This window comes from Hymenobacter seoulensis, assembly GCF_054780535.1.
Map to the genome: position 1 here is coordinate 392,780 of NZ_BAAGWD010000002.1, position 23,527 is coordinate 416,306.

The following is a 23,527-nucleotide window of genomic DNA, read 5'->3' on the forward strand; positions in this document are numbered from 1 at the left end:
AGTAAACACTAGGCCAGATTACTGCCCAAACCGCGCGTCTACGCCGCTACTTCTGCCGCCGTAGAGCCGGCCGATGCTGTAGGTTTTGGAAGAGCATCGAACAGGAACTCGTTGAGGCGGGCGCGCAGGTCGGCGGGGGCGAGGTTGCGGAATACTTCGCCGCCGCGTACCAAGGAAATCTGCCCGGTTTCTTCGCTCACCACTAATACAATAGCATCTGTTACTTCTGTCAGGCCGATGGCGGCACGGTGGCGCAGGCCCATGGAAGCCGGTACATCGGGGTTCTCACTCACGGGCAAAATGCAGCGCGCCGCCCGAATGCGGCCGTTGGTAATAATCACGGCGCCGTCGTGCAGGGGGCTGGTTTTGTTGAAGATGCTCATGAGCAGGCGCTTGCTTACCTCGGCATCAATCAGGTCGCCGGAGTCAGCAAAAAACTTTAGGTCCGAGACCATGCTGAAAGCAATGAGGGCCCCGGTTTGCTTACCCGATAGGCTTTTGGCCGCCTCAATAAATGGCGTGATGTTCATGCGCTCCTGAGGCTGCTCGCGCCGCCACGGAAACACCCGCATGCGGCTCCCGAAGGAGGTAGCCTTGCCCACATTCAGCAAAAACCGCCTGATTTCCTGCTGAAACAGAATGATGCCCGCTAGCACGCCCACGCTCATAAACTGCCCCAGAATGCTGGTGAGCAGCTCCATGCCCACGGCCTTCACCACCAGGTACACCAGGTAGAGCGACATAAACCCCAAAAACACCTTCAGCGCTACGCTGCCCGTTAGCAGCTTATACAGCTGATAAAAAAGGGCCGTGACCAGTAGCACGTCCACGACGTCTATCCAGCCAATGCGCAGGAAGCCGATGGTGAAGGAGCCAATCACGAGGAAGGGGGTGGGGGAAAGGTGTTGGAAACGAGTTGAATAGTCTGCACAGCCTCGGCTACATCGTGTACGCGCAGGAGCTTGGCCCCGTTGAGCACGGCCATGGTATTGACGGTGATAGTACCCGCTAAGGCTGCATCAGGCGTGAGGCCTAGTGGCTTGTAGACCATGCTTTTCCGCGAGAGCCCCGCCAAAATGGGGAGCCCTAGCACGTGTAGCTCCCGCAACCGTTGCAGCAACTCGTGGCTTTGGGCTGGGGTTTTGGCAAATCCAAAGCCTGGGTCCAGCACTACATCTACCACGCCGTGGCGGCGCAGTTCAGTTAGTTTGTCGCGGAAGTAGCGCACCAGCTCCAGCACCAGGTCGTCTTCGTAGTGCGTGAGCTGGGTCATGGTTTGCGGCGTGCCACGCATGTGCATCAGGATGTACGGCACCCCTAGGCGGCCCACGGTAGGCAGCAGGTCTTCATCCAGGCTGCCGCCGCTGATGTCATTCAGAATATCGGCGCCGGCGGCCACGGCTTCGGCCGCTATTTCGGCCCGAAAGGTATCCACGGAAATAAAGGCTTCCGGGAAAGCACGCCGCACCGCCTCCACGGCCGGTAGCAGCCGCCGCTTTTCTTCCTCCACTGCTATATGCTCGGCCCCGGGGCGCGAAGAGTAGCCTCCTAAATCCAGCACGGCGGCGCCGGCTTGCAGCATGTGCTCGGCGCGGCGCAGCAGCTCCTGTTCGCTGCTAATTCGGTTGCCTTCAAAAAACGAGTCGGGCGTCAGGTTCAGGATGCCCATCACTTGTGGCCGGCGCAAATCCAGCACGCGTCCGCCCCTGCAACGCAGGGTTTGCCTCGGGGAAAAGCATGTATCTTGCAGGGCCTGGAGCATGATTTTGGGCGGAAAAAGGCGTGTATGCTACGCGTGGTCGAAGCATGAAGCCAGAAGGTAGTCTGAGTACATGCCTGTGCCTGCCTACGCGCCGCTTCGGCTGTGTGTAGCACAAGGGCTCGGAGCGAATTGCAACAAAATAGCCTCAAAAACTTGGAGAATCAAACCCAGCACGAATACGACCGGGTCATTGCACGGTGCCGCCAGCTGTTTCTGGCCAAAACCCACGACTATGGGACCGCTTGGCGCATCCTGCGCCTGCCTTCCGTGACCGACCAACTATATATCAAAGCCCAGCGTATCCGCAGCATTCAGGAAAAGGGCGTGCAGCTGGTAGCCGATGGGGTAGAGGAGGAGTTTGTGGCCATCATCAACTACTGCATCATTGCCCTGATGCAGCTGGGGTTGCCCACTGATGCACCGTTGGAGCTAGATGCCGAGGTAGTAGCTGCCGCCTACGATGAGCAGGTGGCTGAAAACCGCCGCCTGTTGTTCGCCAAAAACCACGACTATGGCGAGGCGTGGCGCCAGATGCGCATTGAAAGCATCACCGACATCATCCTGATGAAGCTACACCGCACCAAGCAAATTGAGGACCTGGGTGGCCTTACTAGGGTGTCGGAGGGCGTGGAAGCCAACTACCGCGACATGCTTAACTACGCCGTGTTCGTGCTGATTAAGATGGACTTTGGCACTCCCAAAGACTAACTCAGCAACAGTTGGGGCCTGCTGGTAGGTGCTGTATCTTGCAGCGGCCGCAGCCGATAGGCTCCTTTCGTAGTCTGTTTGTTGTGTTGAACGTACACGCGTCTGGCTGCTCCTGCTGCGCCTAGCGTGGCCTTCTGCTCAAACCTTCTGGCTTATAAGTCTTTCAGGCTGTATATGAAACAATTTACCCGTATTTGCTGGCTACTGCTGGGCGTCGTTTTTATCTTTTCGGGCTTGGTAAAGCTCAATGACCCCGTCGGGACGGCGTTGAAGCTGGAAGAATACTTTGAAGTGTTTTCGACCGATTTCGGATCGTTCTTCCGCGTGTTTATCCCGCATTCCCGCACGCTCAGCATTGTACTCAGCTCCCTGGAAGTGATTCTGGGCGTGGCCGTGCTGCTGCGCTGGATGTTGCGCCAAACCCTGTGGGTGCTGCTGGCGCTGCTCGTGTTCTTCGGGTTCCTTACATTCTACTCGGCCGCGTTCAACAAAGTAACTGACTGCGGCTGCTTCGGCGACTTTATTAAGCTTACCCCCTGGACTTCGTTTATCAAGGACTTATTCCTGCTAGGGCTGTGGGCCGTGGTGTTCTTCAACCTCCGTCATTTGCGCCGGGTGTTTGCCAAAGGCACTTTGGGCGTGATGTACATTACGTTGGCCTCGGCCATAGCCATTGGCATTGGGGTGCGTGCCCTGGGCCACTTGCCGTACTTCGACTTCCTGCCTTACAAAGTAGGAAATGACATTGGCAAACTGATGAAGCCCCAGGAGCAGGCTCGGTACCAGTACGTGATGGAGCGCAACGGCGAAACCAAAATCTTCACGGAATACCCCACCGACTCGACCTGGAAATACAAGAGCATGGAGGTGATGAATCCGCTCACGAGCAAGCCCGTCATTACCGATTTCTCCGTGTTTGATGCCGAGGGCAAAGACCACACCCAGGAAATACTCACGGGTAGCAAACTGCTCCTGATTGTGCAGAACAGCCACGACGCCGACCGCGACCGGTTTACCGAGATAAGCCAACTAATGGAAGATGCGGCCAAGTCGCGTAAGCAGATTAAGTCGTTGATTATCACTAGCAGCAGCCCTCAGGAGTTCGATGCGTTTCGCCACGATGTAAACTTGGCGGGCACTTACTACTTCGCCGATGCAACTGTGCTTAAATCGATGATTCGCTCCAATCCGGGCTTTATTCTGTTGCAGGATGGCGTAGTGAAGGGCAAATATCATTACCACGATATTCCTGATATCAGCAAGCTGGAAACGGAATTGTAATCAGGACCTAGGGGTGAGTGCGGGCTGTACACTCGAACTTGTAACCGGCACCTCACTCCTGGCAACTGGCAACTGAAAATAATGCTAGGGTTCATTTTAAGCCGATTGTGGCAGGGCGTGCTGGTACTAGTAGGCGTGGCGCTCACCGTGTTCTTCCTGTTTCAGGTGCTGCCCGGCGACCCCGTAGCCTTGCTGGCCGGCCAGCGCAGCGATGCGGCCACGCGTGCCGCCATTGCCGCCGACCTGGGCCTCGACCGCCCATTGCCGGGCCAACTGCTGGGCTACCTGAACGACGTATCGCCGCTGGGCGTGCACCCGCGCGATTCGGCAGGCGTGGCCAAATACGGCGGTGTGCAGGTACTACCCCTCGGCAGCGAGCAAGCCCTGGTGCTGAAAACGCCGTATCTGCGGCGGTCTTTTCAAAGCAACAAAGAGGTGCTCAGTATTCTGCTCGACCACTTTACTGGCACACTCTGGCTCGCGTTGGCGGCGATGCTGCTAGCGGCCGTGGTTGGCATTTCACTAGGGGTAGTGGCGGCCTTAAAGCCTCATTCCTGGCTGGATAGGGCGCTGGTCTCTACCTCCGTGCTGGGTATTTCAGTGCCTTCGTTTGTGGCCGCTATTCTCATTGCCATGACGTTCGGCTTCTACTGGAGCCACTGGACGGGCCTCAACCTAACGGGCCAGCTCTACGAAACGGACCCTTTCACGGGGCGCCACTTGGTACTCAAAAACCTGGTATTACCGGCCTTTGCCTTGGGTATCCGGCCGCTGGCAGTTATTGTGCAGCTTACCCGCTCCTCCATGCTGGATGTGATGAGCCAAGACTACATCCGGACGGCGCGGGCCAAGGGCCTGTCGGGCTACCGGACGGTAGTGGGCCACGCGCTCAAAAACGCCCTGAACCCGGTTATCACGGCCGTTTCGGGGTGGCTGGCCTCGCTCATGGCCGGCGCCTTTTTCATTGAGTACATTTTCAACTGGAAGGGCCTAGGCACCGTAACCCTCAAGGCCGTAGAAAATCTTGATTTCCCGGTAGTAATGGGCGCCACCATCTTTATTGCCGCCATGTTTGTGGTGGTGAATATTGTGGTAGATGTGCTGTACGCCGTGCTGGATCCGCGGGTGAAACTATGCTAGGCCGGCTGTAGTCCGCCACGTACTAGGCCTCGGCCGGCGAGCAACCCCACCACTTTCTCCTTCTATGACACCTAGTACCTCAGCTACCGGCACGGCTCCTGTTGCCCTTCAGCGGCTTTACCTTATCGGGATGCCGGGGGCGGGCAAAACCACGCTGGGGCGCGCCTTGGCTACTGCCTTTCAGCTGCCCTTTCTGGATCTGGATCAGGAAATTGTTCGGCGGGAGCGGCGGAGTGTATCGGAGATATTCGCCCAGCACGGGGAAGCATACTTCCGCCAGCTAGAGGCCAATGTACTGCGCGATGTAGTGGCAACGCATGAGCGGCTCGTGCTGGCCACCGGCGGCGGCACTCCCTGCTTTCATCATAACCTAGAGGTGTTGCTTGAAACCGGCCTGACGCTGTACTTGGCGGTGCCCGTACCGGAGTTGGTTAGGCGCCTGAAGGTAGCGGCCACCAATAGGCCTTTGCTGGCTGCTAGCGTAGATGCCGCCGGCCTAGAAGCACGCTTGCACGAAACCTTAGCCGCCCGTCAGCAGTTTTACGACCGAGCTCCGCTGTGCTGTGCCGCTCCTACCTGTTCTCTGGAAGCGGTACAACAATTGCTGACTCGTTATTATACTACGGCGTAAGCTGCTTGGGGCAGCGGACAAATTGCGCCACTGTGTGTATTTTTGCGCATTCATCATTCCTGTAGTGGCATGAACACCTCTCCTGAAGTCCTGGAACCCGATGTTAAAGTAACTCCGGTTAAAACTCCTGACGCCATCAAGCCGAAACACAAAGGCTCGGCCCGTTTATTTGAAAACCCCGTTCTCGAGCGGCTTACGCACACACATATTGCCGGGCCGCTCAGTATTTTCTTTGCCGTAGCAGGCGTAAGCCTGTATTATAGCCTGAGCAAGGGGCTGCTCACGGGCCTTTCTGCGTTTGGCTTGTTTTTAGGCGGGTGGCTGCTGTTTACGCTGGCTGAGTATCTGATGCACCGCTTTGTGTATCACATAAGCACCGATACCCCGCGCAAGGCCAAATTTCAGTACACCATGCACGGTGTGCACCACGAGTTTCCAAAAGATAAAACCCGCTTGGCCATGCCGCCCATCCTGACGGTGTTTGTGGCCTCGCTGCTGTTTTTCATCTTCCGCTTCACATTCGGCAATGCTGGCTTTGGCATTCTGGCCGGCTTTGTGTTCGGTTATGCGCTATACCTGTTTGTGCACTATGCCATCCACGTGTACTCGCCTCCCAAAAACTTCCTTAAGTTCTGGTGGCATCATCATGCCCAGCACCACTACCGCCAAGATGAAATTGCCTTTGGCGTAAGCACCACTCTCTGGGACCACATCGTCGGGACGATGCCCAAGAAAGGCAAGTAAGCGTCAGAATATAGTTGATATAAAAAAAGGCCGCTGTACCAGCGGCCTTTTTTATTTGGGTTAAGGAAAGTCAAAATGCTAATGCCGCGGGCATTCTTGCCGGCTTCTACAGCATTTTTAACCTAGTACACTAGCCCTGTCATCTTCACAAACCCAAGGTGTTGTCCTGCCAATGTTCACTAGGTATCCCACAAACATAAAGCCTCTCTTTTTCAAGAAAGGCTTTTAGGAGTATGCGTTCGGGGAGGCTAGCGCCGGCGGAAGCGGTTAACAATAAACCACAGGAGCAGCACTACCAGAAACACGCCGATAAGTGCCGTCCAGGCGCCGGCTTTAAAAATGGTGCCGATGGCGTCGCAGCTGCTAAGCGAGAAGGTTAGTAAAACAAGTAAAGCAGCAAGGAAGGAAAAGCGAGAAGTATTCATGGCGCAAGGGGAGAGGTGAACAGAGGGCCGCAACGTTGAGGCCCTCTGTTGGCATGTACTCCTTCGCTTCCCAAAAGGTTAATATTCAGCTACCGTAATAAAGCAGAAATGCTAAGTGTTAACTGCTGCGTGGCGTTCTGGAATAGCCTACCCGGTTAAGCTGCTACAGCATGCTAGTGCGGGCAACGTGCATGGCAAGCTAGGCCCGGAAACCATCGGCTGTCACAGCCTGCTCAGCGCTTACCCAGGTAGGGCAGTGATTGTGCTAAAGGCCACTGCCTCAGCAGCGGACAGCAAACTTAAATAAGGTCAGAACGAATCCAGCCGGGGCAGTTGCTTACGCGTTATCTTTCAACGGACCGCTTCATCAGGATATCGGTTTGTGCCTCCTCCCCGAGCTGGAATATATGCTTGTCAAACGTAACGAAGCCGTTCTTCTCATAAAACCGGATAGCTCGCGGATTTTCTTCCCATACCCCCAGCCACACGTATTCTACCTGCGCTTGCGCTGCCAGTTGCATGGCGTGCTCATACAGCACCTGTCCAACCTTTTTCCCGTGATAGGCCTGAAGCACATAAATGCGTTCAATTTCCAGCGCGTTGGCACCCTGCTGCTCTGTTTGCGCCGGCCCCGTATTGACTTTCAGGTAGCCGATGACCGTGCTGTCTGATTCGGCGAAGTAAAAGGCTGAGTGAGAATTCTGTAATTCGGCCATCAGATTTTCGTCGGAAAACCCATCTGCCAGATAGGCGCGCATACTTTCCTCGGAGTTGCTGGCGGCAAACGTTTCAGAAAACGTTTGCCGGCCGATGTGTTGCAGTACGGCTACGTCGGTCAGGTCAGCTTTTCGAAGCGTGATGTTGTCCATGTTCAAGTGAAATAGTAGGGTGGAGAAGTAATGTTGAAGAATCACCTACCGATGTTGCCCCATTGCCCATGACCTTAGCCGCCATTTTGCGTACCACGTATCCGCTGCCAGATGCCTCGTTAGACAGTGTTCTGGCCTTGGCTGAGTATGTAGAGTTACCAAAAGGGACTCATTTATTCCGGGATGACCAGCTTGCGCAGCACATTTATATCGTACAGCAGGGGCTAGCGCGCGCCTATGCCCAACGGGCAGACCGAGAGGTGACTTTTTGGTTTTCCAGCGAAGGAGCAGTCTTGGCATCGATACGCGGGTATACTGAGCAGGCGGTGAGCTACGAGACCATCGAGTTGTTGGAGGACAGCAGTTTGTTTCGCTTGAACATGCATAAGCTCCAGCAACTGTATCGGACGGACGTGCACCTGGCCAATTGGGGACGGGTGATGGTGGAGCGCGTTTGGCTACAGACCGAGCAGCAGCTTATCGACCGGCAATTTCGCACGGCTACCGAACGCTACGAGGACTTGTTAAACCAGCATCCGCAATTGCTGCAGCGCGTGGCGCTGGGCCATATCGCATCGTACCTGGGTATTACTCAGGTCACACTAAGCCGTGTGCGCGCCAAGCTCAAGCACATAAAGCAGGCCTAGTGCGAAACCACTTTCAAGCCGAGCACAGACCCAATCAGCGTGGTGAGGAAGAACAGGCGCGGCCCCGTCATAGGGTCGCCAAACGCAAGCACACCCAGCACGGCCGTACCCACGGCTCCAATGCCCGTCCAGACTGCGTATGCGGTACCTAAGGGTATCTGCGCTAAACTGAGAGTGAGTAGATAAAAACTTAAGGCCGCACAGCCTGCAAATGCAGCGTACCATCCAGCAGCCTCGGAACCAACAGCCAGTTTGGCCTTGCCCAAGCAGAACGCAAACGCTACCTCAGCCAATCCGGCCAATCCTATATAAACCCAATGCATGGCAAAAGTGAAACGTGTGGGGGCAAAGGTCCGCGACAGGCCACTCGTTTCTTTTTACCAATGTTAAAATCGCTACAAGCAGGTTTACTAGTGAGGCTTGCTTATACTTTCACTAGGTATTGCTGCTCCCGGTCATTACCCTAAGGTTTATTGCACAAACTCCAGCAAAGAAATCGGGTTTGCAAGGAGCCAAGTTCAATGGTGGTTCCGTGAGCTGTAGTAGCTATAAAGAGAAAACCCGGTAACAGACTGATTTAAAGTCTACTACCGGGCTTCGTGGCGCTCCCTCCTGGGCTCGAACCAGGGACCCTCTGATTAACAGTCAGATGCTCTAACCGGCTGAGCTAAGGAAGCGGTTATGGCGGCGTTTTTTGCCGTTGCTGGTGCAATATTAGAGCAAAGTTTTCGAACGTCCAAACATGCTTTTCGAAAAAATTTAAGAAAATCACTTAGTTCGTGATTGTCAGAATATTGCCAGAGAGGGCCGTCGCATATTGGCGGAGCGGGCGCGTGGCTGGCCCCGACTGTGGCTGCCCATGGAAGCTAAACTGCGACTGGCAGCACGGGTCATACAAGCGCAAAAACGGATCAATTTTTACCCGGGCACAAGTATCAAGCGGTTGGTAGGGGCAGTTGCGTTCAAACGCGAGGTAGGTGCTGGCCGTTTGACGCACCACAATTATGCCGCGTACGCCGCCGGAGATATAAATGGCACCGTTATCAAACCGTAGGTTACTGCTCTGCTGGTTCGTAAGGTTCACTACCTCGTTCACGGCAGCCAACGGAATTTGCGGCTGCACATCCCCCGAGGAGGAGTTGCAGCCTACAAGCACGCTAGCGGCCAGAAAGGCACTTGGTGCCAGCCAAGCGCTCCAAAGAGAGGAAAAACGCATCGTGTAAGTCAAGACAGAGTAAGCTAAACAACTAGAACGTAGTACCGCGCCCCTAGGGTATAAGTTGCCAGCATATGGGTTGGCATCGATGCACTCATACCCTAGCTGCCTAGGTCGTGAAAAGTTAAAAGCTCCCAAGTGCCATCGGCAAATGGGAGCTTTAAGCTGTAAGCAGGACTAGTAGCCGTGCTTATTGGGCACTTTCAAACTGGCGCAGGAAGCGTGCATCGTTTTCCGTAAACAGCCGCAGGTCTTTGATCTGGTACTTGAGCATGGTGATGCGCTCAATACCCATGCCCCACGCGTAGCCACTGTAGCGCTCTGGGTCGATGCCGGACTGCTCTAGCACAGCGGGGTCAACCATGCCGCAGCCACCAATTTCAACCCAGCCAGTGTGCTTACAAATGTTGCAGCCTTTGCCCTTGCAAATCAGGCAGGTGATATCAATTTCGGCGCTGGGCTCCGTGAATGGGAAGAAGGAGGGCCGGAACCGAACCTGCATATCCTGGCCAAATAGCTCTTGCACGAAGTAGTACACGGTTTGCTTCAGGTCAGCGAAGCTCACGTTTTCATCCACGAACAGCGCTTCTACCTGATGGAACATCATGTGGGCGCGGGCGGAAATGGCTTCGTTGCGGTACACGCGGCCGGGCATAATGCTCCGGATGGGTGGCTTCTGCGTTTGCATCACACGCACCTGCACGGGGCTGGTATGTGTGCGCAATACCCATTCCTGCTCGCCAGGGGTACGGCGCACGAAGAACGTGTCCTGCATGTCGCGGGCCGGATGGTTTTCCGGGAAGTTGAGGGCAGTGAAGTTGTGCCAGTCGTCTTCTATTTCGGGGCCTTCCTCCACATTAAAGCCGATACGAGCCAGAATGCGTACAATTTCCTCGCGCACCAGGCTTAAAGGGTGACGCGTACCTAGCGCATTCGGAACGGTAGGGAGGGTATAATCGAAGGTAGGGTCAGCGGGAGTGGTAGCGGTAGCGGCTTCCAGCTCTTGCTGGCGCTGCTCAAAGCGGGCCAAGGCTAGCTGCTTAAGCTGGTTCAACTCCTGCCCTACGGCCCGGCGGTCCTCCTGCGGCACGGTTTTCAGCTGATCGAATAAGTCGGCTAGCTGGCCTTTGCGGCCGGTATAGGCTACTCGGAATTGGTCGAGCTGTTCCGCCGTCGTCAGCTCGTGCGCTTCAATTTCGGCTCGCAGCCGCGCGATGTTGTCCTGCATCATAGCGCAAAGGTAAGTTGAATGCGGGTAGCTGAATACGTATTGCCTGGCTAGGATTTTTTATTACTGATTATCAATAGGTTGCGATTGAGATTATTGCTTCTGTAGCCTGTAAAATGCCGCATATGCAGGTGGGTGCAAAAACTGGTACGGTTGCTGCAAATAGTTGGGAGTAAGCGCGGCAACTGGAGCTGAACGTGGGGCGCCACCCGTTAGTCCGCCGGCTGCAAGCTCGGCCAATGCGCCGGCCTAGTATTCACTTTCTGATCTGCCTTTCCGATGAAAAGTTTTCTGCTCTCCGCTGCTGTGGCAGTGGCCTTCCTAAGTGCGTCTGGTGCCCAGGCACAAAGCAAAGCGGCGCCCCGCAAAAATGTAAATACCAGTGTAGCGCCTGCTACCCGCCCTGCCGAGCCCGAGTGGCCCGCGCTGGAAACCTGGAATGAGCCCGCAGCGGCTACCCCGGCTGCCACCAGCAACGGCTGGGAAACCGCCGCTACCGATGCTACTGCCACCGACCCCATGATGCAGTCTTCCGGGGTAATGATTGCGCCTGGCATGAGCTCTTCGCCCTATCGGGGGACCAGCACCGATTATAATGGCCGTCCGGTAGCCAAAGCCAAGTCTAAGCGCCCCCGCTCCGTGGTAGTTGCTCAGGAAGACCCCATGATGAAGTCCTCGGGTGTGATGATAGCTCCGGGCATGAACACGGCTCCGTACCGCGGTGTAAGTACTGATTATAACGGCCGCCCCTTGGCAAAGTCAAAGCCAGCTGACGCTAACGATGTTGCTGCAACTACAGCACAAACTTCGGCCGAAGAGCCTATGACCTCGGGTTGGTAATCAGGAAATATTTTGGCCTTTGGCTCCCCAGTGAGCCTAGCAGCCCGGACGCGGTATAGCCGTATCCGGGCTGTTGTCGTATGCAAGGAAATATGTGGTAAATGGTTGAACCTCAAACTGCTTGTTTTCATGAAAATCCGACTGCTACCCTTCGCCCTCGTGGGGATTACCTGTTTGATCATCGAAGCGCCATTGCAAGCCCAGACCAAGCCGGCGGCTCGTACCAAAGCAGCGTATAACCGCACGTCCACTTCCCGTAACAAGGCACGGGCCGGGGCCTACTCGCGCTACGACCGCTCCGGCCGTCGCGACGAAGAAAATCTGAAGCTGGCGCCGGGTTTGCGGCTAAACATGCCAAGCCCGCCCACTACTGATTACATGGGTCGGCCCCTGAAGAAAAAGCCCGCCAAGCCCGCCACCGGTTCCTCCACCATTTCCTCTGACGGCGGCAAAGCAACTAGTCGGCCCTAGCCCCTCTGAAGCTTCAAAGTGGCCGGCTACCGTTGAGTTTGTATGATAATTTGATGGAGTTGAATTTCTCAAATTCAACGGAATAATGGAACTTACTGCCTAGGGTCGCGTTAGGGCAAAAAGTGAGGCGGGGGTTTGGTGCCCGCACCGGGTGCCGTACCTTCGCGGTAAGAATTGCTTTATCTTTACACTTATGACTCGTCAACTCTTCCCATACCTGCTGATTGGTAGTGTGCTGCTGGCCGCGCCTGCCTTCGCCCAAAAGAAATCTTCTGGCGGTTGGGATACCTCTTCTGATGGTTGGGGCACGCCCGCTAAAAAGTCGGCCGCTCCGGCTAGCAAGCCGGCTGCAACTAAAGCTAAAACGGCTGCTCCAGCAACAACGACTCCCGCAACTGCTCCGGCTGCTACTGCTACCGCGGTTCCGGCTACTGCTGCTCCCGCTTCGGCAGGAGGTGAATGGGGCGGTGCCGGCGCCAGTGCGGCTGCTGCTACTGCGGCTGCTCCTGAAGCACAGCCCATTGGCTTTACCTTGGCTCCGGGCTTCACGGCTGCTCCTTCGCGCCGCGTAACGACTGACTATCGGGGCCGCCCCCTGAAGCCGTATGTACGGCGCTCAGTGCGCTCGGCTGATCCGGTTGCGCCAGCTCCAGCTCCAGCACCGCTTGTAACGGAGCCAGTAGTAGAGCCAGCACCAGTTGCGGCTGAGCCCGCTCCGGCCACAAAGCCAGCCAGTGCTTCGGCCGCAACTAAAAGCGGTGGCGCTACTACCACTACTACCAAGAAAACAACTACTACCACTCCTGTTAAGAAAGCAGCTGCTCCCAAGAAGAAAGCCGATGATGGCTGGGGCAGCGGCGGCAGCGGCTGGTAAGTGATTCTAAATAGCACACATAAAAAAGACCCGCGCGATATTTCGTGCGGGTCTTTTTTATGTGTGCGGTAGTTAGGTGCCCTAGCTCTCTGAAGCAGCCAAAGCAGGTTCCGTGAGGCTAGGCTCTGAGGTGGGTTGCGCCCGGTAATATAAGGTGCTGCAGTTGTCTGGGCGCAGTACTTCCTGGGCTGCTGCCAGTACCTTAGCCGGTGTTACGGCCTGCACCTTGGCACTTTCCTGGTTTACTAGGTCGGCATCGCCAAGAAGCTTGCTGAATGCCAAGTTCATAGCCCGGTTCAGGAGCTCAATTTCGCTGAATACAATGCTAGCTTCAGCCTGGTTCTTTACTTTCTCCAGCTCTTCCACGGGCACTTCGGTCGCTCTGATTTCGGCCAGCACAGCTTCAACGGCAGCGTCAGCTTCTTCTAGCGTTACGCCACCGTTCAGCTTTCCACTGATAACTAACAGGCCAGGCTCAAATGAGCCCATGACGGAAGCGGAAATAGAGTTAAACAACGGCCGCTCTTTCACCAATTGCTGATACAGGCGGCTTGATTTTCCACGCCCCACTACGTCGCTGAGCAGATCGGCATCGTAATAGCCCGCTTCGGAACGGCCAGGCATGTGGTACACCTTATACAGCGCCGACAGCGGCACATCGGCCACAATTTCCAGGAAGCGCGCTTCCGTCTGGCGCGGCTCGGCGGTTAAGTTACGCTCGTAGCGGGTACCGCCCGGAATAGGGCCAAACCACTTCTCAGCCAGGCGACGAGCCTCAGCTACGGTTACGTCGCCGGCCACAACCAAAATGGCGTTGCTGGGCGAGTAGTGCTTGGCAAAGAAGTCGCGCACCTGCTGCATGGTAGCGTCCTCGATATGGCTTACTTCTTTGCCAATGGTTGCCCACTGGTAGGGGTGGTGCTGGTAAGCAAGCGGACGCAGCCGCAGCCATACGTCGCCGTAAGGCTGGTTGAGGTAGTTCTGCTTGAATTCCTCTACCACTACCTTGCGCTGCACCTCCAACCCATTCTCCGAGAAAGCCAGGTTCAGCATCCTATCCGACTCCAGCCAAAAGCCGGTTTCGAGGTTGGCGGCAGGTAGCGTGAGGTAATAGTTGGTGATATCGGGGGAGGTGAAGGCATTGTTTTCGCCACCCACCATTTGCAGGGGCTCGTCGTAGCTCGGAATGTTCACGGAGCCCGAAAACATCAGGTGCTCAAACAAGTGTGCAAAACCCGTGTGCTCGGGGTCTTCATCGCGGGAGCCTACGTTGTAGAGCACGTTCAGCACCGCCATGGGGGTAGTGTGGTCTTCGTGCACAATGCAGCGCAAGCCGTTATCTAGGGTAAACTCTTCAAAATGAATCATGCAGAGAGAAAGGTCGGGTAGGAAAAAGCAGCCGAACAAGTCGGCAAAGTACTGAACCAGCCGGCCGAAACAGAAGTTTCGGGCGGCGGGGTAAGGTAAATATGGCGGAAGCTGTATGGCAATACGCAGAAGCTAGGTTTAAAGTGTAGCCTGCACGCCCAGCAGTATAGTGCGGGCGGTAGGGTAGGCCCCGGCGTCGAGGCCGGCCCGGAAGGGGTCGGCGCCCCCGGAACTGACGTTAGGATCGTAGCCCTGGTAGCCGGAAATCACCAGCAAGTTGTGCCCCGCTGCCCACAAGCTAACAGTACGCGCCTCCTTTTCCCATACGGTGTAGCGCACGGTAAAGGCGGTGAGGCGCACGTGGTTGCCAGATTGAATGGAAAAATCACTGTTTTCGATGGCTACCTCTCCGGCCCTAGGCAGGTCGGAAGTCAGGTTGTCAGGGGTCCAGTGGTTGAGCGTTTCGCGGGTGCTGTTAGTAAAGGCGTTCGGCATACCTAAAAAGCGTAAATACGGGGTATCTACTTTATAGCCAAACATACCATCAGCCTGAGCCTGCAAGCTGAAGCGTCCTAGGTCGAGGGTTTGGGTAAACGAAAGCAGCTGCCGGGGCAGGCCACTACCCGCCACTTGAAAATCGATGGAGCCGTTGCCGTCTACGTCCTGGTACCTGGGGCGGCCGTTGGTGCTAGCTCCCGCATAATGAAGCGTGTAAAAAGTAGATAGCGGCTCCCCGTCACGGGCCCACTGCTTGCCCCCGGCCAGAATGGCGCTTACCTCGCCGGCCACGTACCGGTTGCGGTTGAAGGCAATGCCTAGGGTAGAGGTGGCCTGCACGCGGCCTGTATGCCACTGAGTAGCGGCCGTCAGTTCCCAGCCTTGGTTGCGGAGCTGGGCGTAGGAGCGCTGCTGGGATGGCTGCTGCGGATTGAATATATTAGCTACTAGGCCGCTAACCTCAGTAGACCGATCATAGGTGGCAGAAGTAAGCAGCACCTGATCCTGCCACAGGCCCACCGTAAGGCCGGCTTCCCGCTGCCGGGTGTACTCGTCCAACGGAACAACCCGACTACCATACCCGTTAGCGGTGCTTAAGGCAAAGGCTAGGGTATTATCGGCCGCAAAGTTACCGGCATTGGTGGTAGCGCCCCACCCAATCCACGCATCAAGGGTGCTGACCAACGATAAGGTCGGCAGCCACGACTCCTTCCGGGCGTGCCACTTCAGCTGAGCACCCGGGATGTACTGCACCAGCGTGTGTAGCATAGCATAGCTTTTGGCGTAGTCGCGGCGCAGGCTGGCCTGCACCTCATACCGCTCCCGGAAGCTATACGAACCAGTGAGCTGGGAGGAGGTGAGGCTATTGGGCAAATGGGTAGTGTAGGAAGCTGACTCCTGAGGGCCACCGTAGGTGGTGCGCTGCTGATCTTGCTCTTGGTTCTGGTACTGGCCCAATAACGCTAGCTGCAGCTGGTGCTGGCCGGCCCACGTGCGCTTAAACCTCAGGGCAGGAAGTACGCTCCATTGCCGATATGCGGCTTGCTGCTTCAGCGTCAGTTCGCTCGCCGTGCCCGCCTGGGGTGCCTGATAAGCGCTTGTTCGTTGCTGGATGTACTCTTGGGCACCTTGCAGCTCTAGGGTAAGGTAAGGAAGCACGGCATAGCGCAGCTGCAGTTGCCCGAGCAAGTAGCGCTGGCGCGGCGTCTGGTAGCTGAGCAAGGCGTGGCGCAGTGGGTTCTCAGTTCGGTAGTCGGTTGTGGCCAGCTCCCCGTTTGGGGTGCGGGCGAGCTGCGTGGGCAGGGCTAGTAGTGCGTCGGCAATTAGGCCATCAGGGGGCAGGCGAGCCAATTGCTCACTTGCCGTTACGGTGCCCCGCAAAGTCAGCTTGGGCGTAAAAGTGTGCGTTGCGGCAGCGCGTAGGTTGAGCGTGCGCAGCCGGGAGTTCAGCACAATGCCCTGCTGCTGCCCATACGCGACACTGGTATAATACGTAGTGCGGGCGCTACCCCCGCGCAGGGCAACCTGCTGCTGCTGCTGAATAGAGGCCGTGCGCAACACTTCCCGCTGCCAATCGGTGCCGCGTCCGAAGGCGGCAATCTGGGCGGGCGTATAGCGCGGTGGCTGCCCGTAAGAAGCCATTTCCTCGTTGGCCAGGCCCGCGTATTCCTCAGCATTAAGTAAGCCGTACCGAAACCGGGCCTGCTGCACGCCGGCATATCCGGTGTACGACACACGGGGCTTACCGGCCTGCCCGGTGCGGGTTGTAATCCGAATCACCCCGTTCTGGCCCTGAGCGCCGTACTCGGCCGTTTCGTAGGCGCCTTTTACTACCTCTACCGTGGCAATATCCTGCCCCAGCAGGCTGAGACCAGGGTTCAGCTCATAGGAACTAACCAGAATATTCTGGCTGGCGTCCCGCAGCACGTTATGATGCTGCCACACCGGTACGCCATCCACCACGTACAGCGGCTGCACATTGCGCCCCATACTAGCCACACCCCGGATACGAACCGCCACCTGCGTCCCCGGCGCCCCCGAATACAGTGTGGCCTGTACACCTGCTACTTGGCGGAGTTGCTCTTGCAGAGAAGGGTAGGGAAGCAGCTCTGTACGCTGTACGGGTACCCCGACCGTACTACATAATAAGCGTCCGCTTAGCAGAGAAACAATATCAGAGTTAATGGGCTGTAAACTGTCTACAGATGGCATTTCAACCCCCACGCGGCGCGCGGCTAGCGTATCGGGCTGTTGAGCTAGGGCGGGGATAGAAAGCGGCAGGAATAAAGCGAGGGGTAGGAGTTGGGGCATAAAGGATAGCTAGGGAGGAAATCAGTCCCGAAGATAGAGGCAGGCGGGTGGGTTAATCCATAAAATGAGGCTAGTAATTTTCCTTTCCGCCAAACCCGTACTTTTGGCCCCACCCACTACCCATCTCGCTTTCCACTATGCACTTCGACCGCAAGGACTACTCCAACGAAACGCTTCTGCATCTGTATCACGGCCTGTTAAAGCCCCGCCTGATTGAGGAGAAAATGCTCATTCTGCTGCGCCAAGGCAAAGTAAGCAAGTGGTTTTCGGGTATTGGGCAAGAAGCCATTTCGGTGGGCAGCACCTTGGCCCTGGAGCCCGACGAGTACATTTTGCCCCTGCACCGCAACCTGGGCGTTTTCACGGGCCGCAATATTCCCCTGGACCGCCTCTTTGCGCAGTGGCAGGGCAAAACCACTGGGTTCACGAAGGGCCGCGACCGGTCGTTCCACTTTGGCACCAACGAGCACCACATTGTGGGCATGATTTCGCACCTCGGGCCCCAGTTGGCCGTTGCTGGTGGCATTGCCCTCGCGGATAAGCTCGACGACAAGCCGAAAGTAACCATCACGTACAGCGGCGACGGGGGCGCTTCTGAAGGTGACTTCCACGAGGCCCTTAATGTGGCTGCGGTGTGGGAGCTGCCCGTCATCTTCATCATCGAAAACAACGGCTACGGCCTCAGCACGCCCAGCAACGAGCAGTTCCGGTTCCGCTACTTTGTAGATAAGGGCCCGGCCTATGGCATGGAAGCCGTGCAGGTAGATGGCAACAACGTGCTGGAAGTGTATGACACCGTGCGCCGCCTAGCCGAAGATTTGCGCCAGAACCCACGCCCCGTACTGCTGGAGGCCCTCACGTTCCGGATGCGCGGCCACGAGGAGGCTAGCGGCACCAAGTACGTGCCCCAGGAGCTGTTTGAAGAGTGGGCCAAGAAGGACCCCGTTGAAAACTACGAGAAGTGGCTGCTGCAGGAAGGCATTCTGGATGAAGAGGCCCGCATGCGCTACCGCGAAACCATCAAGCGGGAAATCGAGGAAGGCCTGCGCATTGCCGACGCTACCCCCATGCCCACGGCCGATGCCCGGCAGGAACTGGCCGACATGTACCAGCCCTTCGAGGCGCCCAACCAGGCCCCGGCCTCTGATGCTACTACCACCGACCGGCGCTACGTGGATGCCATTTCCGATGGCCTGCGCCAAAGCATGGAGCGCTACCCTGAGCTAGTACTTATGGGCCAGGATATTGCCGATTACGGCGGGGTGTTCAAGATTACGGATGGCTTCGTAAAGCAATTCGGAAAGGGACGGGTGCGCAACACGCCCCTCTGCGAGTCGGCGATAGTAGGCGCTAGCCTGGGCCTGAGCATCAAAGGCAAAAAAGCCATGGTAGAAATGCAGTTCGCTGATTTCGTGACTTGCGGCTTCAACCAGATTGTGAACAACTTAGCCAAAAGCCATTACCGCTGGGGCCAAAATGCCGATGTGGTGGTGCGCATGCCCACCGGCGCGGGTACTGCCGCCGGGCCGTTCCACTCCCAAAGCAACGAAGCTTGGTTTACCCACACGCCCGGCCTGAAAGTAGTATTCCCGAGCAACCCCATTGATGCCAAAGGCCTGCTCTGCGCCGCCATCGAGGACCCCAACCCGGTGATGTTCTTTGAGCACAAGCTGCTATACCGCAGCATCTCAGCGCCGGTGCCCGATGCCTACTATACCACGCCCATTGGCAAAGCAGCCTTGGTGCGCCAAGGCAATGAGATGAGCATTATTACTTATGGCGCCGGCGTGCATTGGGCCACCGCCCTGGCCGATGAAATCGGTCTTTCCGCGGATATCCTCGACCTGCGCACCTTGCTGCCCTGGGATGAGGAAGCCGTACGCCAAACAGTGGAGAAAAATGGCCGCGTTATCATCCTGCACGAAGACACGCTGCTAGGTGGCTTGGGCGGTGAACTTGCCGCCTGGATTGCGGAGCATTGCTTCCAGCACCTCGATGCGCCCGTGCACCGCGTGGCTTCTCTGGATACGGCCGTGCCCTTTGCGCCTCCGCTGGAAAAGGTATTCCTACCCCAGCAGCGCCTGCGCGAAACCGTAGCAAAACTGCGCAATTACTAGCCTCGCCTGAGCAAGTGAGGTAGGAGCTGCCGAATTCCGTATTTTGCAGCTTCTGTCTCTTTGGCAAAAGCTGATTATTCTGAAAATGAAGGTTTTTACTGCAGCCAGCCGGCGCTTTTCTTTGCTTGTACTGGCGGCTCTACTCTTGCTTACGGCTCCGGCCTGCCACAGCTACCGTATTCCTAACCCGAAGGGCCCACCGCAGCCTAAGGTAAAGAAGGCCCGGAACCCCGATAACCAAGCCGCTGACGGCCGGGCCCTGGAGGTGGAAAAGGAAGCCGTAAAAACCGAGAAAAATAGCTACGACAAGCAAGGGCTTCTGAAAAAGCCCAAATACGAGCGCCGCAAGCTGAAGCGGAAGGTAGGACAACGCAAATTCCTGGGAATTGTCCTGCCTTTTTAGCGGTAATTTAAGCTGCGAACACCCGGTAACACGTACACTGTCTGGTTAGTACGCTACTTCTACAACTGTCATTCACTACGCATACTTCTCCCCTCCGATGCGCTACTTTATTCTTGGTACGTTCGTGCTGGCTGCCTTTGTAAGCACCGAAGCCCATGCTCAGCTAGAGTCTACTAGTCCGGCTCAGCAACGCGCCGCCAAGCGCCGGGCTCTGCGCGAATCAGCGCAGTACAAGGCCGAGTACAAAGAGTCGCATCTGAATGTGACGAAGCAGGAGCTTACGCCGCTGGCCGGTGGCCGGCAGGCCGCCGTGAAACCTACGGCTGAGCGAGCTAGTTATAAGTTTGACCGCACCGGTCTTCCGCGTGTGAGCGAACCATCGCGCATTAGTTTTCGTCTTCGGAAGAAGAAAGACGTTAGTCTCGAAAAGTAATTCACTTGACCTTCCCCTATGACTCCTTGGCAACCATTAACCCAATCAGAGCAGCTTACTGACATCGTACGCGAATCGTTCGAGCAGCCAGTGCTTATTTTCAAGCACAGCACTACCTGCTCCATCAGTGCCGCCGCGAAAAGCAAAATCGAGCGCCAGTGGGACGATGCCAGCCTGAGCGGCACCAAGGTCTACTACCTCGATTTGCTGCGCTTCCGGCCGATTTCTAATGAAATTGCTGAGAAGTTTGGCATCCGGCATGAGTCGCCTCAGCTGTTGCTTATCCAGAATGGCGAGTGCAACTACGACGCTTCGCACATGAGCATCCGGCTGAATGAAATTAAAGAAGTAATTGGCTAAAACAGGTTCAGGCGCTAAGCGGGGGTAGTAGCATTTACTACCCCCGCTTAGCGCCTGAACCTGTTTTAACGGTCTTTCTACTCGTACAGGAACTGAACCTGCTGTTTTATTTCGGGGTTCAGGCTTAAGGCTACCGGGCAGGTGCGGGCCGCGTTTTCCAGAATGCTCCGCTCCTTTTCTGTTAAGGTAGCCGGCAGCCGAAACGTAACGTCAATCTGGCCGATGCGCCGGGGCTCAGCCACCATATGCTTGGTAGTGTCCCAGCTTACGCCGGTCAGGTCAAGGCCTTGGCGCTCTGCCACAATGCCCATAATGGTCATCATGCAGGACCCAAGCGATGCACTTACCAGGTCAGTGGGGGAAAACGCTTCGCCCCGACCATGGTTATCTACGGGAGCATCAGTAAGGATAGTATTGCCGGACGCTACATGGGTAGCTTCGGTGCGCAGATGGCCGGCGTAGCGGGCGGTGGCTGTGCTCATTGAAAAGTTAAATTAGGCAGTTGTATGCGGGTAAATTTACGTACTTTCGATAGGGTTAGCCGTGATTCGCGACCTAGTCCTGACTTTTCTTTTCGCCCTTTCCATTCCCGTCCTGTGCGTACCTCACGTGTCATTGGCAACGGCCTGCTGCTGGCTTTTCTGGGCGCTGCTCCGGCGGCGTGGGCCCAGCAAACTCAGGCTACTTCATCCAGCAACGAGGAGCCCTCTTACCGGAAGGAGCTAACCTACGGGGTGAACTTTAATACCAGAGGTGGTCTGATTGGGGGCGCTTCGGTGCGCTCCACTAGGGTTCTGAATCAGGACTGGGCCCGGTTTTGGGGCATTGAGGTCGTAGAGATTAAACACCCGAAAGAACAGAAGTTCGGCACCCGCTTTGGTGGGTCTTTCGTGTATGGCAAAAGCAATTATTTGTTTGCCGTTCGCCCTTCGGTGGGCTTGCAGCGCGTAATTTTCCGCAAAGCGCCGGAGTCAGGGGTGCAGGTAAATGCCATACTGGGCGCGGGCCCTACCATTGGCCTGCTAATGCCCTACTATATCAGCTACGAGTATGGCAGCGGCCAACCCGGACCAGGTGGCTCTCCCAGTGATGTGCGCAATGAGCAGTACGACCCCGCGGTGCATCGGGCCCAGGACTTAATTCTAGACCGGGCTCCGCTTTTTTCGGGCGCTAGCGAGACCAAACCCATCCTGGGAGCACATTTGCGCGGAGCTCTGGGCTTTGAGTACGGCCGCTACCGCGACGCCGTAGCGGGAGTGGAAGTGGGCTTCGTGCTCGAGGCATATGCCAAAGACCCGGTTATCATCAGGGTGGACCAGATACCCGACAAAGATTTGAACGACCAGTTTATGCCCTCAGTGTACCTGACGCTATACCTGGGTAGTCGTAATTAAATAATACAAAAAACGGCCCCTGCAGCAACGCTGCAGGGGCCGTGCGCTTTTGGTGCGTGTGCTACGAAACCACTAGGGGGTCGGAATTGTCTTAGAAGCTGACTACCCGCAACCTATTCCCCCTTACCTTTGCAACATGGACGAACTGTTGCTGACCCTGCCCATCATTCAGCCTGTGGCGGCTGCCCCAGCGGCACCTGCCAAAGCGCGTAAGCCCGACTGGCTGCGCGTGAAGCTGCCCGTGGGCCCTGCCTACGCCAACGTCCGCCGCTTGGTGGATGAACATAAACTGCATACTATCTGCGAAAGCGGAAATTGCCCGAATATGGGTGAGTGCTGGGGTGCCGGCACCGCTACCTTCATGATCCTGGGGAACGTGTGCACCCGTTCCTGCTCGTTTTGTGCCGTGGCTACTGGCCGCCCCACCGAGTATGACCTAGATGAGCCCCGCCGGGTGGCTGAAGCCATTCAGCTGATGGGCGTCAAGCACGCCGTGCTTACCTCCGTAAACCGCGACGAGTTGAAAGACCGGGGCGCTAGCGTGTGGTACGAAACCGTGGTGCAAACCAAGCAGCTTAGCCCTACTACCACCATCGAAACCCTGATTCCGGACGTGAAAGCAAACTGGGACGCCTTGGCAACCATGATTGCTGGTGGCCAAGAAGTGGTTTCGCACAACATGGAAACGGTGGGTAGCCTCTACCGCCTCGTGCGCCCGCAAGCCAAATACGACCGAAGCCTGGAGCAAATCCGCCGCACCAAGGAAGCCGGCAAACGCACGAAGTCGGGCATTATGCTGGGCCTTGGCGAAAAGCAGGACGAAATGTACAAGGCCATGGACGACTTAGTCGAGAATGGCCTCGATATCCTGACGCTAGGCCAGTACTTGCAGCCAACCAAGCGCCACGTAGAGGTTGCGGAATTCATTCACCCCGATCTGTTTGCGCATTACAAGGAAGAAGGACTGAAGCGCGGCCTGAAGTACGTGGAAAGCGGCCCCTTGGTCCGCTCCAGCTACCACGCAGAACGCCACGTGAACGTGCCCATTTAGCAGGCTCTACATTCGATAGTAAAGTCACTAACAACAAGGCCTAGCCCTCATACCGGGGCTAGGCCTTGTTGTTAGTTAAAGCCAAAAAAGCCCGCTCCAGGGAGCAGGCTTTTAGGTTTGGCTACCAAAAGGACCTAGCGACGCGCCTGCTGATCCTGAGGCGGGAAGGTGCCCAAGATGCTTGTCACGATGCGCTGCACTTCCTGTTCGGAAATCGTCTGCTGATCTACCTGTGCCTGGCCTTGGCCGCGCCAGGCCAGCTCTTTGCGGTTAGCATCCACGAAATCGAGGATAACGGTACCGGCTTTGTAATCAGTAATGGGCTGCTGGCCAAAGCCTCCCCGGCCATACCAGCCGCCATAGTACCCATAAGGGTAGCCGTACGGGCCATAGTAGCCGGTGTTGCTGCGCTGCTTGTCTTCCACGCGGGCGCTGTAAGCCACGTACACGTCGGGATTTTTTTCTACCCGCGACAGGCCTTTCTGGGCGAGCTGCTGCTCTACGGCCGAGCGGATGCGCTTATCCAGAAACGACTCGTAGCCTTTGGCCGGGCCGCCTTCTGTATCAGTGGGCTGCTGCGGATACCAAGCCCAGGTTTTGTAAGCGCGGAAGTTTACGGAATGATCGAAGTCGGAGGTAACCCCCACGCGCGACGTGCTGGCACAGCCACTAGCACCCAGCAAAAGCGTAAGCCCGAGCACCGACAGCGTCAGGGGGCGGGCCAGAAATTTGGGAATGCGGTTCATATATGAGAAAG

Annotated in this window: 26 protein-coding genes and 1 tRNA gene; 15 read left to right on the forward strand and 12 right to left on the reverse strand. The window is 56.5% G+C overall.

All coding sequences use genetic code 11. The features are described 5' to 3' along the window. Positions 1-38 precede the first annotated feature (38 nt). The gene (cdaA, locus tag ACYVHC_RS09475; RefSeq protein WP_460613452.1) at positions 39-881 is read right to left on the reverse strand and encodes a diadenylate cyclase; all 843 of its coding nucleotides are present in this window, start codon (positions 879-881) and stop codon (positions 39-41) included. After that, positions 878-1,696, reverse strand: a complete 819-nt coding sequence (gene folP / locus ACYVHC_RS09480) for a dihydropteroate synthase (protein ID WP_460613453.1) — start codon at positions 1,694-1,696, stop codon at positions 878-880. Before folP ends, cdaA begins: the two co-directional genes overlap by 4 nt. Positions 1,697-1,915: 219 nt before the next feature. Between folP and ACYVHC_RS09485 the strand changes: the two genes are divergently transcribed. From ACYVHC_RS09485 to ACYVHC_RS09505, 5 genes are all read left to right on the forward strand, one after another. Next, positions 1,916-2,470 (forward strand): DUF1599 domain-containing protein, encoded by a 555-nt coding sequence (locus ACYVHC_RS09485; protein WP_460613454.1) that lies wholly within the window; start codon positions 1,916-1,918, stop codon positions 2,468-2,470. 174 nt (positions 2,471-2,644) lie between these two features. After that, a complete protein-coding gene (locus ACYVHC_RS09490; protein ID WP_460613455.1) occupies positions 2,645-3,751 on the forward strand; it encodes a BT_3928 family protein in 1,107 nt (368 codons plus the stop codon). A gap of 81 nt (positions 3,752-3,832) precedes the next feature. Next, complete coding sequence (locus tag ACYVHC_RS09495) at positions 3,833-4,891, forward strand: ABC transporter permease (protein ID WP_460613456.1); 1,059 nt, start codon at positions 3,833-3,835, stop codon at positions 4,889-4,891. Positions 4,892-4,955: 64 nt separating this feature from the next. Then, positions 4,956-5,522, forward strand: coding sequence for a shikimate kinase (locus ACYVHC_RS09500; protein WP_460613457.1), 567 nt, complete (start codon positions 4,956-4,958; stop codon positions 5,520-5,522). A 69-nt stretch (positions 5,523-5,591) separates the two neighbouring features. Then, positions 5,592-6,266, forward strand: coding sequence for a sterol desaturase family protein (locus tag ACYVHC_RS09505; protein WP_460613458.1), 675 nt, complete (start codon positions 5,592-5,594; stop codon positions 6,264-6,266). Between the two features lie 248 nt (positions 6,267-6,514). Here ACYVHC_RS09505 and ACYVHC_RS09510 read toward each other — a convergent pair whose 3' ends face one another. Continuing rightward, positions 6,515-6,691 carry a hypothetical protein gene (locus ACYVHC_RS09510; RefSeq protein WP_460613459.1) on the reverse strand — a complete coding sequence of 59 codons (177 nt, stop codon included), beginning with the start codon at positions 6,689-6,691 and terminating at the stop codon, positions 6,515-6,517. 344 nt (positions 6,692-7,035) lie between these two features. Continuing rightward, entirely contained in the window at positions 7,036-7,605 is a 570-nt protein-coding gene (locus tag ACYVHC_RS09515; RefSeq protein ID WP_460613460.1) for a GNAT family N-acetyltransferase, read from the reverse strand. A gap of 23 nt (positions 7,606-7,628) precedes the next feature. On the opposite strand from ACYVHC_RS09515, the gene ACYVHC_RS09520 reads away from it, so the two are divergent. Further along, on the forward strand, positions 7,629-8,207 hold the full coding sequence (locus ACYVHC_RS09520) for a Crp/Fnr family transcriptional regulator (RefSeq protein WP_460613461.1): 579 nt from the start codon (positions 7,629-7,631) through the stop codon (positions 8,205-8,207). On the opposite strand, the gene ACYVHC_RS09525 is transcribed toward ACYVHC_RS09520, so the two are convergent. The 4 genes from ACYVHC_RS09525 to pheS all read right to left on the reverse strand — a co-directional run bounded on the left by ACYVHC_RS09525 (position 8,204) and on the right by pheS (position 10,651). Beyond that, positions 8,204-8,530, reverse strand: a complete 327-nt coding sequence (locus ACYVHC_RS09525) for a DMT family transporter (protein ID WP_460613463.1) — start codon at positions 8,528-8,530, stop codon at positions 8,204-8,206. The genes ACYVHC_RS09520 and ACYVHC_RS09525 overlap by 4 nt on opposite strands. 277 nt (positions 8,531-8,807) lie before the next feature. Continuing rightward, positions 8,808-8,884: transfer RNA gene (locus ACYVHC_RS09530), tRNA-Asn, on the reverse strand. A gap of 95 nt (positions 8,885-8,979) precedes the next feature. Continuing rightward, complete coding sequence (locus ACYVHC_RS09535; RefSeq protein WP_460613464.1) at positions 8,980-9,423, reverse strand: Rieske (2Fe-2S) protein; 444 nt, start codon at positions 9,421-9,423, stop codon at positions 8,980-8,982. A gap of 190 nt (positions 9,424-9,613) precedes the next feature. Beyond that, positions 9,614-10,651, reverse strand: coding sequence for a phenylalanine--tRNA ligase subunit alpha (pheS, locus tag ACYVHC_RS09540; RefSeq protein WP_460614305.1), 1,038 nt, complete (start codon positions 10,649-10,651; stop codon positions 9,614-9,616). 279 nt (positions 10,652-10,930) lie between these two features. Between pheS and ACYVHC_RS09545 the strand changes: the two genes are divergently transcribed. From ACYVHC_RS09545 to ACYVHC_RS09555, 3 genes are all read left to right on the forward strand, one after another. Then, positions 10,931-11,491, forward strand: a complete 561-nt coding sequence (locus ACYVHC_RS09545; RefSeq protein WP_460613465.1) for a hypothetical protein — start codon at positions 10,931-10,933, stop codon at positions 11,489-11,491. Between the two features lie 129 nt (positions 11,492-11,620). Beyond that, positions 11,621-11,962, forward strand: a complete 342-nt coding sequence (locus ACYVHC_RS09550) for a hypothetical protein (protein WP_460613466.1) — start codon at positions 11,621-11,623, stop codon at positions 11,960-11,962. 193 nt (positions 11,963-12,155) lie between these two features. Then, entirely contained in the window at positions 12,156-12,836 is a 681-nt protein-coding gene (locus ACYVHC_RS09555; protein WP_460613467.1) for a hypothetical protein, read from the forward strand. A gap of 81 nt (positions 12,837-12,917) precedes the next feature. Here the strand turns inward: ACYVHC_RS09555 and ACYVHC_RS09560 are convergent, their stop codons facing one another. Both ACYVHC_RS09560 and ACYVHC_RS09565 read right to left on the reverse strand, forming a co-directional pair. After that, positions 12,918-14,204, reverse strand: coding sequence for a M16 family metallopeptidase (locus ACYVHC_RS09560; protein WP_460613468.1), 1,287 nt, complete (start codon positions 14,202-14,204; stop codon positions 12,918-12,920). Between the two features lie 138 nt (positions 14,205-14,342). Then, positions 14,343-17,012 (reverse strand): SusC/RagA family TonB-linked outer membrane protein, encoded by a 2,670-nt coding sequence (locus tag ACYVHC_RS09565; protein WP_460613469.1) that lies wholly within the window; start codon positions 17,010-17,012, stop codon positions 14,343-14,345. Positions 17,013-17,149: 137 nt separating this feature from the next. On the opposite strand from ACYVHC_RS09565, the gene ACYVHC_RS09570 reads away from it, so the two are divergent. From ACYVHC_RS09570 to ytxJ, 4 genes are all read left to right on the forward strand, one after another. Beyond that, positions 17,150-19,129, forward strand: a complete 1,980-nt coding sequence (locus ACYVHC_RS09570; protein ID WP_460613470.1) for an alpha-ketoacid dehydrogenase subunit alpha/beta — start codon at positions 17,150-17,152, stop codon at positions 19,127-19,129. Positions 19,130-19,214: 85 nt separating this feature from the next. After that, positions 19,215-19,532, forward strand: a complete 318-nt coding sequence (locus tag ACYVHC_RS09575; protein WP_460613471.1) for a hypothetical protein — start codon at positions 19,215-19,217, stop codon at positions 19,530-19,532. A 97-nt stretch (positions 19,533-19,629) separates the two neighbouring features. Continuing rightward, entirely contained in the window at positions 19,630-19,965 is a 336-nt protein-coding gene (locus ACYVHC_RS09580; RefSeq protein WP_460613472.1) for a hypothetical protein, read from the forward strand. Between the two features lie 18 nt (positions 19,966-19,983). Then, entirely contained in the window at positions 19,984-20,325 is a 342-nt protein-coding gene (ytxJ, locus tag ACYVHC_RS09585) for a thioredoxin family protein (RefSeq protein WP_460613473.1), read from the forward strand. Positions 20,326-20,402: 77 nt separating this feature from the next. On the opposite strand, the gene ACYVHC_RS09590 is transcribed toward ytxJ, so the two are convergent. After that, the gene (locus ACYVHC_RS09590; protein ID WP_460613474.1) at positions 20,403-20,807 is read right to left on the reverse strand and encodes an OsmC family protein; all 405 of its coding nucleotides are present in this window, start codon (positions 20,805-20,807) and stop codon (positions 20,403-20,405) included. 114 nt (positions 20,808-20,921) lie between these two features. Here ACYVHC_RS09590 and ACYVHC_RS09595 point away from each other — a divergent pair, with 114 nt between their 5' ends. Both ACYVHC_RS09595 and lipA read left to right on the forward strand, forming a co-directional pair. After that, a complete protein-coding gene (locus ACYVHC_RS09595; RefSeq protein ID WP_460613476.1) occupies positions 20,922-21,719 on the forward strand; it encodes a hypothetical protein in 798 nt (265 codons plus the stop codon). A gap of 148 nt (positions 21,720-21,867) precedes the next feature. After that, positions 21,868-22,770: a lipoyl synthase gene (lipA, locus tag ACYVHC_RS09600; protein WP_460614306.1), complete on the forward strand. Its 903-nt coding sequence runs from the start codon at positions 21,868-21,870 to the stop codon at positions 22,768-22,770. Between the two features lie 134 nt (positions 22,771-22,904). Here lipA and ACYVHC_RS09605 read toward each other — a convergent pair whose 3' ends face one another. After that, positions 22,905-23,516 carry a DUF4136 domain-containing protein gene (locus tag ACYVHC_RS09605; protein ID WP_460613477.1) on the reverse strand — a complete coding sequence of 204 codons (612 nt, stop codon included), beginning with the start codon at positions 23,514-23,516 and terminating at the stop codon, positions 22,905-22,907. Between the last annotated feature and the right edge of the window lie 11 nt (positions 23,517-23,527).

Bases quoted from the DNA above. Each gene is read 5' to 3' on its own strand.
- ACYVHC_RS09555 (WP_460613467.1), top strand. From the start codon at position 12,156: ATGACTCGTCAACTCTTCCCATACCTGCTGATTGGTAGTGTGCTGCTG.
- ACYVHC_RS09580 (WP_460613472.1), top strand. From the start codon at position 19,630: ATGCGCTACTTTATTCTTGGTACGTTCGTGCTGGCTGCCTTTGTAAGC.
- ACYVHC_RS09525 (WP_460613463.1), bottom strand. From the start codon at position 8,530: ATGCATTGGGTTTATATAGGATTGGCCGGATTGGCTGAGGTAGCGTTT.
- ACYVHC_RS09550 (WP_460613466.1), top strand. From the start codon at position 11,621: ATGAAAATCCGACTGCTACCCTTCGCCCTCGTGGGGATTACCTGTTTG.
- ACYVHC_RS09505 (WP_460613458.1), top strand. From the start codon at position 5,592: ATGAACACCTCTCCTGAAGTCCTGGAACCCGATGTTAAAGTAACTCCG.
- ACYVHC_RS09495 (WP_460613456.1), top strand. From the start codon at position 3,833: ATGCTAGGGTTCATTTTAAGCCGATTGTGGCAGGGCGTGCTGGTACTA.
- ACYVHC_RS09535 (WP_460613464.1), bottom strand. From the start codon at position 9,423: ATGCGTTTTTCCTCTCTTTGGAGCGCTTGGCTGGCACCAAGTGCCTTT.
- ACYVHC_RS09570 (WP_460613470.1), top strand. From the start codon at position 17,150: ATGCACTTCGACCGCAAGGACTACTCCAACGAAACGCTTCTGCATCTG.
- ACYVHC_RS09560 (WP_460613468.1), bottom strand. From the start codon at position 14,204: ATGATTCATTTTGAAGAGTTTACCCTAGATAACGGCTTGCGCTGCATT.
- ACYVHC_RS09590 (WP_460613474.1), bottom strand. From the start codon at position 20,807: ATGAGCACAGCCACCGCCCGCTACGCCGGCCATCTGCGCACCGAAGCT.
- ACYVHC_RS09510 (WP_460613459.1), bottom strand. From the start codon at position 6,691: ATGAATACTTCTCGCTTTTCCTTCCTTGCTGCTTTACTTGTTTTACTA.
- ACYVHC_RS09575 (WP_460613471.1), top strand. From the start codon at position 19,215: ATGAAGGTTTTTACTGCAGCCAGCCGGCGCTTTTCTTTGCTTGTACTG.
- ACYVHC_RS09520 (WP_460613461.1), top strand. From the start codon at position 7,629: ATGACCTTAGCCGCCATTTTGCGTACCACGTATCCGCTGCCAGATGCC.
- ACYVHC_RS09490 (WP_460613455.1), top strand. From the start codon at position 2,645: ATGAAACAATTTACCCGTATTTGCTGGCTACTGCTGGGCGTCGTTTTT.
- pheS (WP_460614305.1), bottom strand. From the start codon at position 10,651: ATGCAGGACAACATCGCGCGGCTGCGAGCCGAAATTGAAGCGCACGAG.
- ACYVHC_RS09605 (WP_460613477.1), bottom strand. From the start codon at position 23,516: ATGAACCGCATTCCCAAATTTCTGGCCCGCCCCCTGACGCTGTCGGTG.
- ACYVHC_RS09545 (WP_460613465.1), top strand. From the start codon at position 10,931: ATGAAAAGTTTTCTGCTCTCCGCTGCTGTGGCAGTGGCCTTCCTAAGT.
- ytxJ (WP_460613473.1), top strand. From the start codon at position 19,984: ATGACTCCTTGGCAACCATTAACCCAATCAGAGCAGCTTACTGACATC.
- ACYVHC_RS09500 (WP_460613457.1), top strand. From the start codon at position 4,956: ATGACACCTAGTACCTCAGCTACCGGCACGGCTCCTGTTGCCCTTCAG.
- ACYVHC_RS09565 (WP_460613469.1), bottom strand. From the start codon at position 17,012: ATGCCCCAACTCCTACCCCTCGCTTTATTCCTGCCGCTTTCTATCCCC.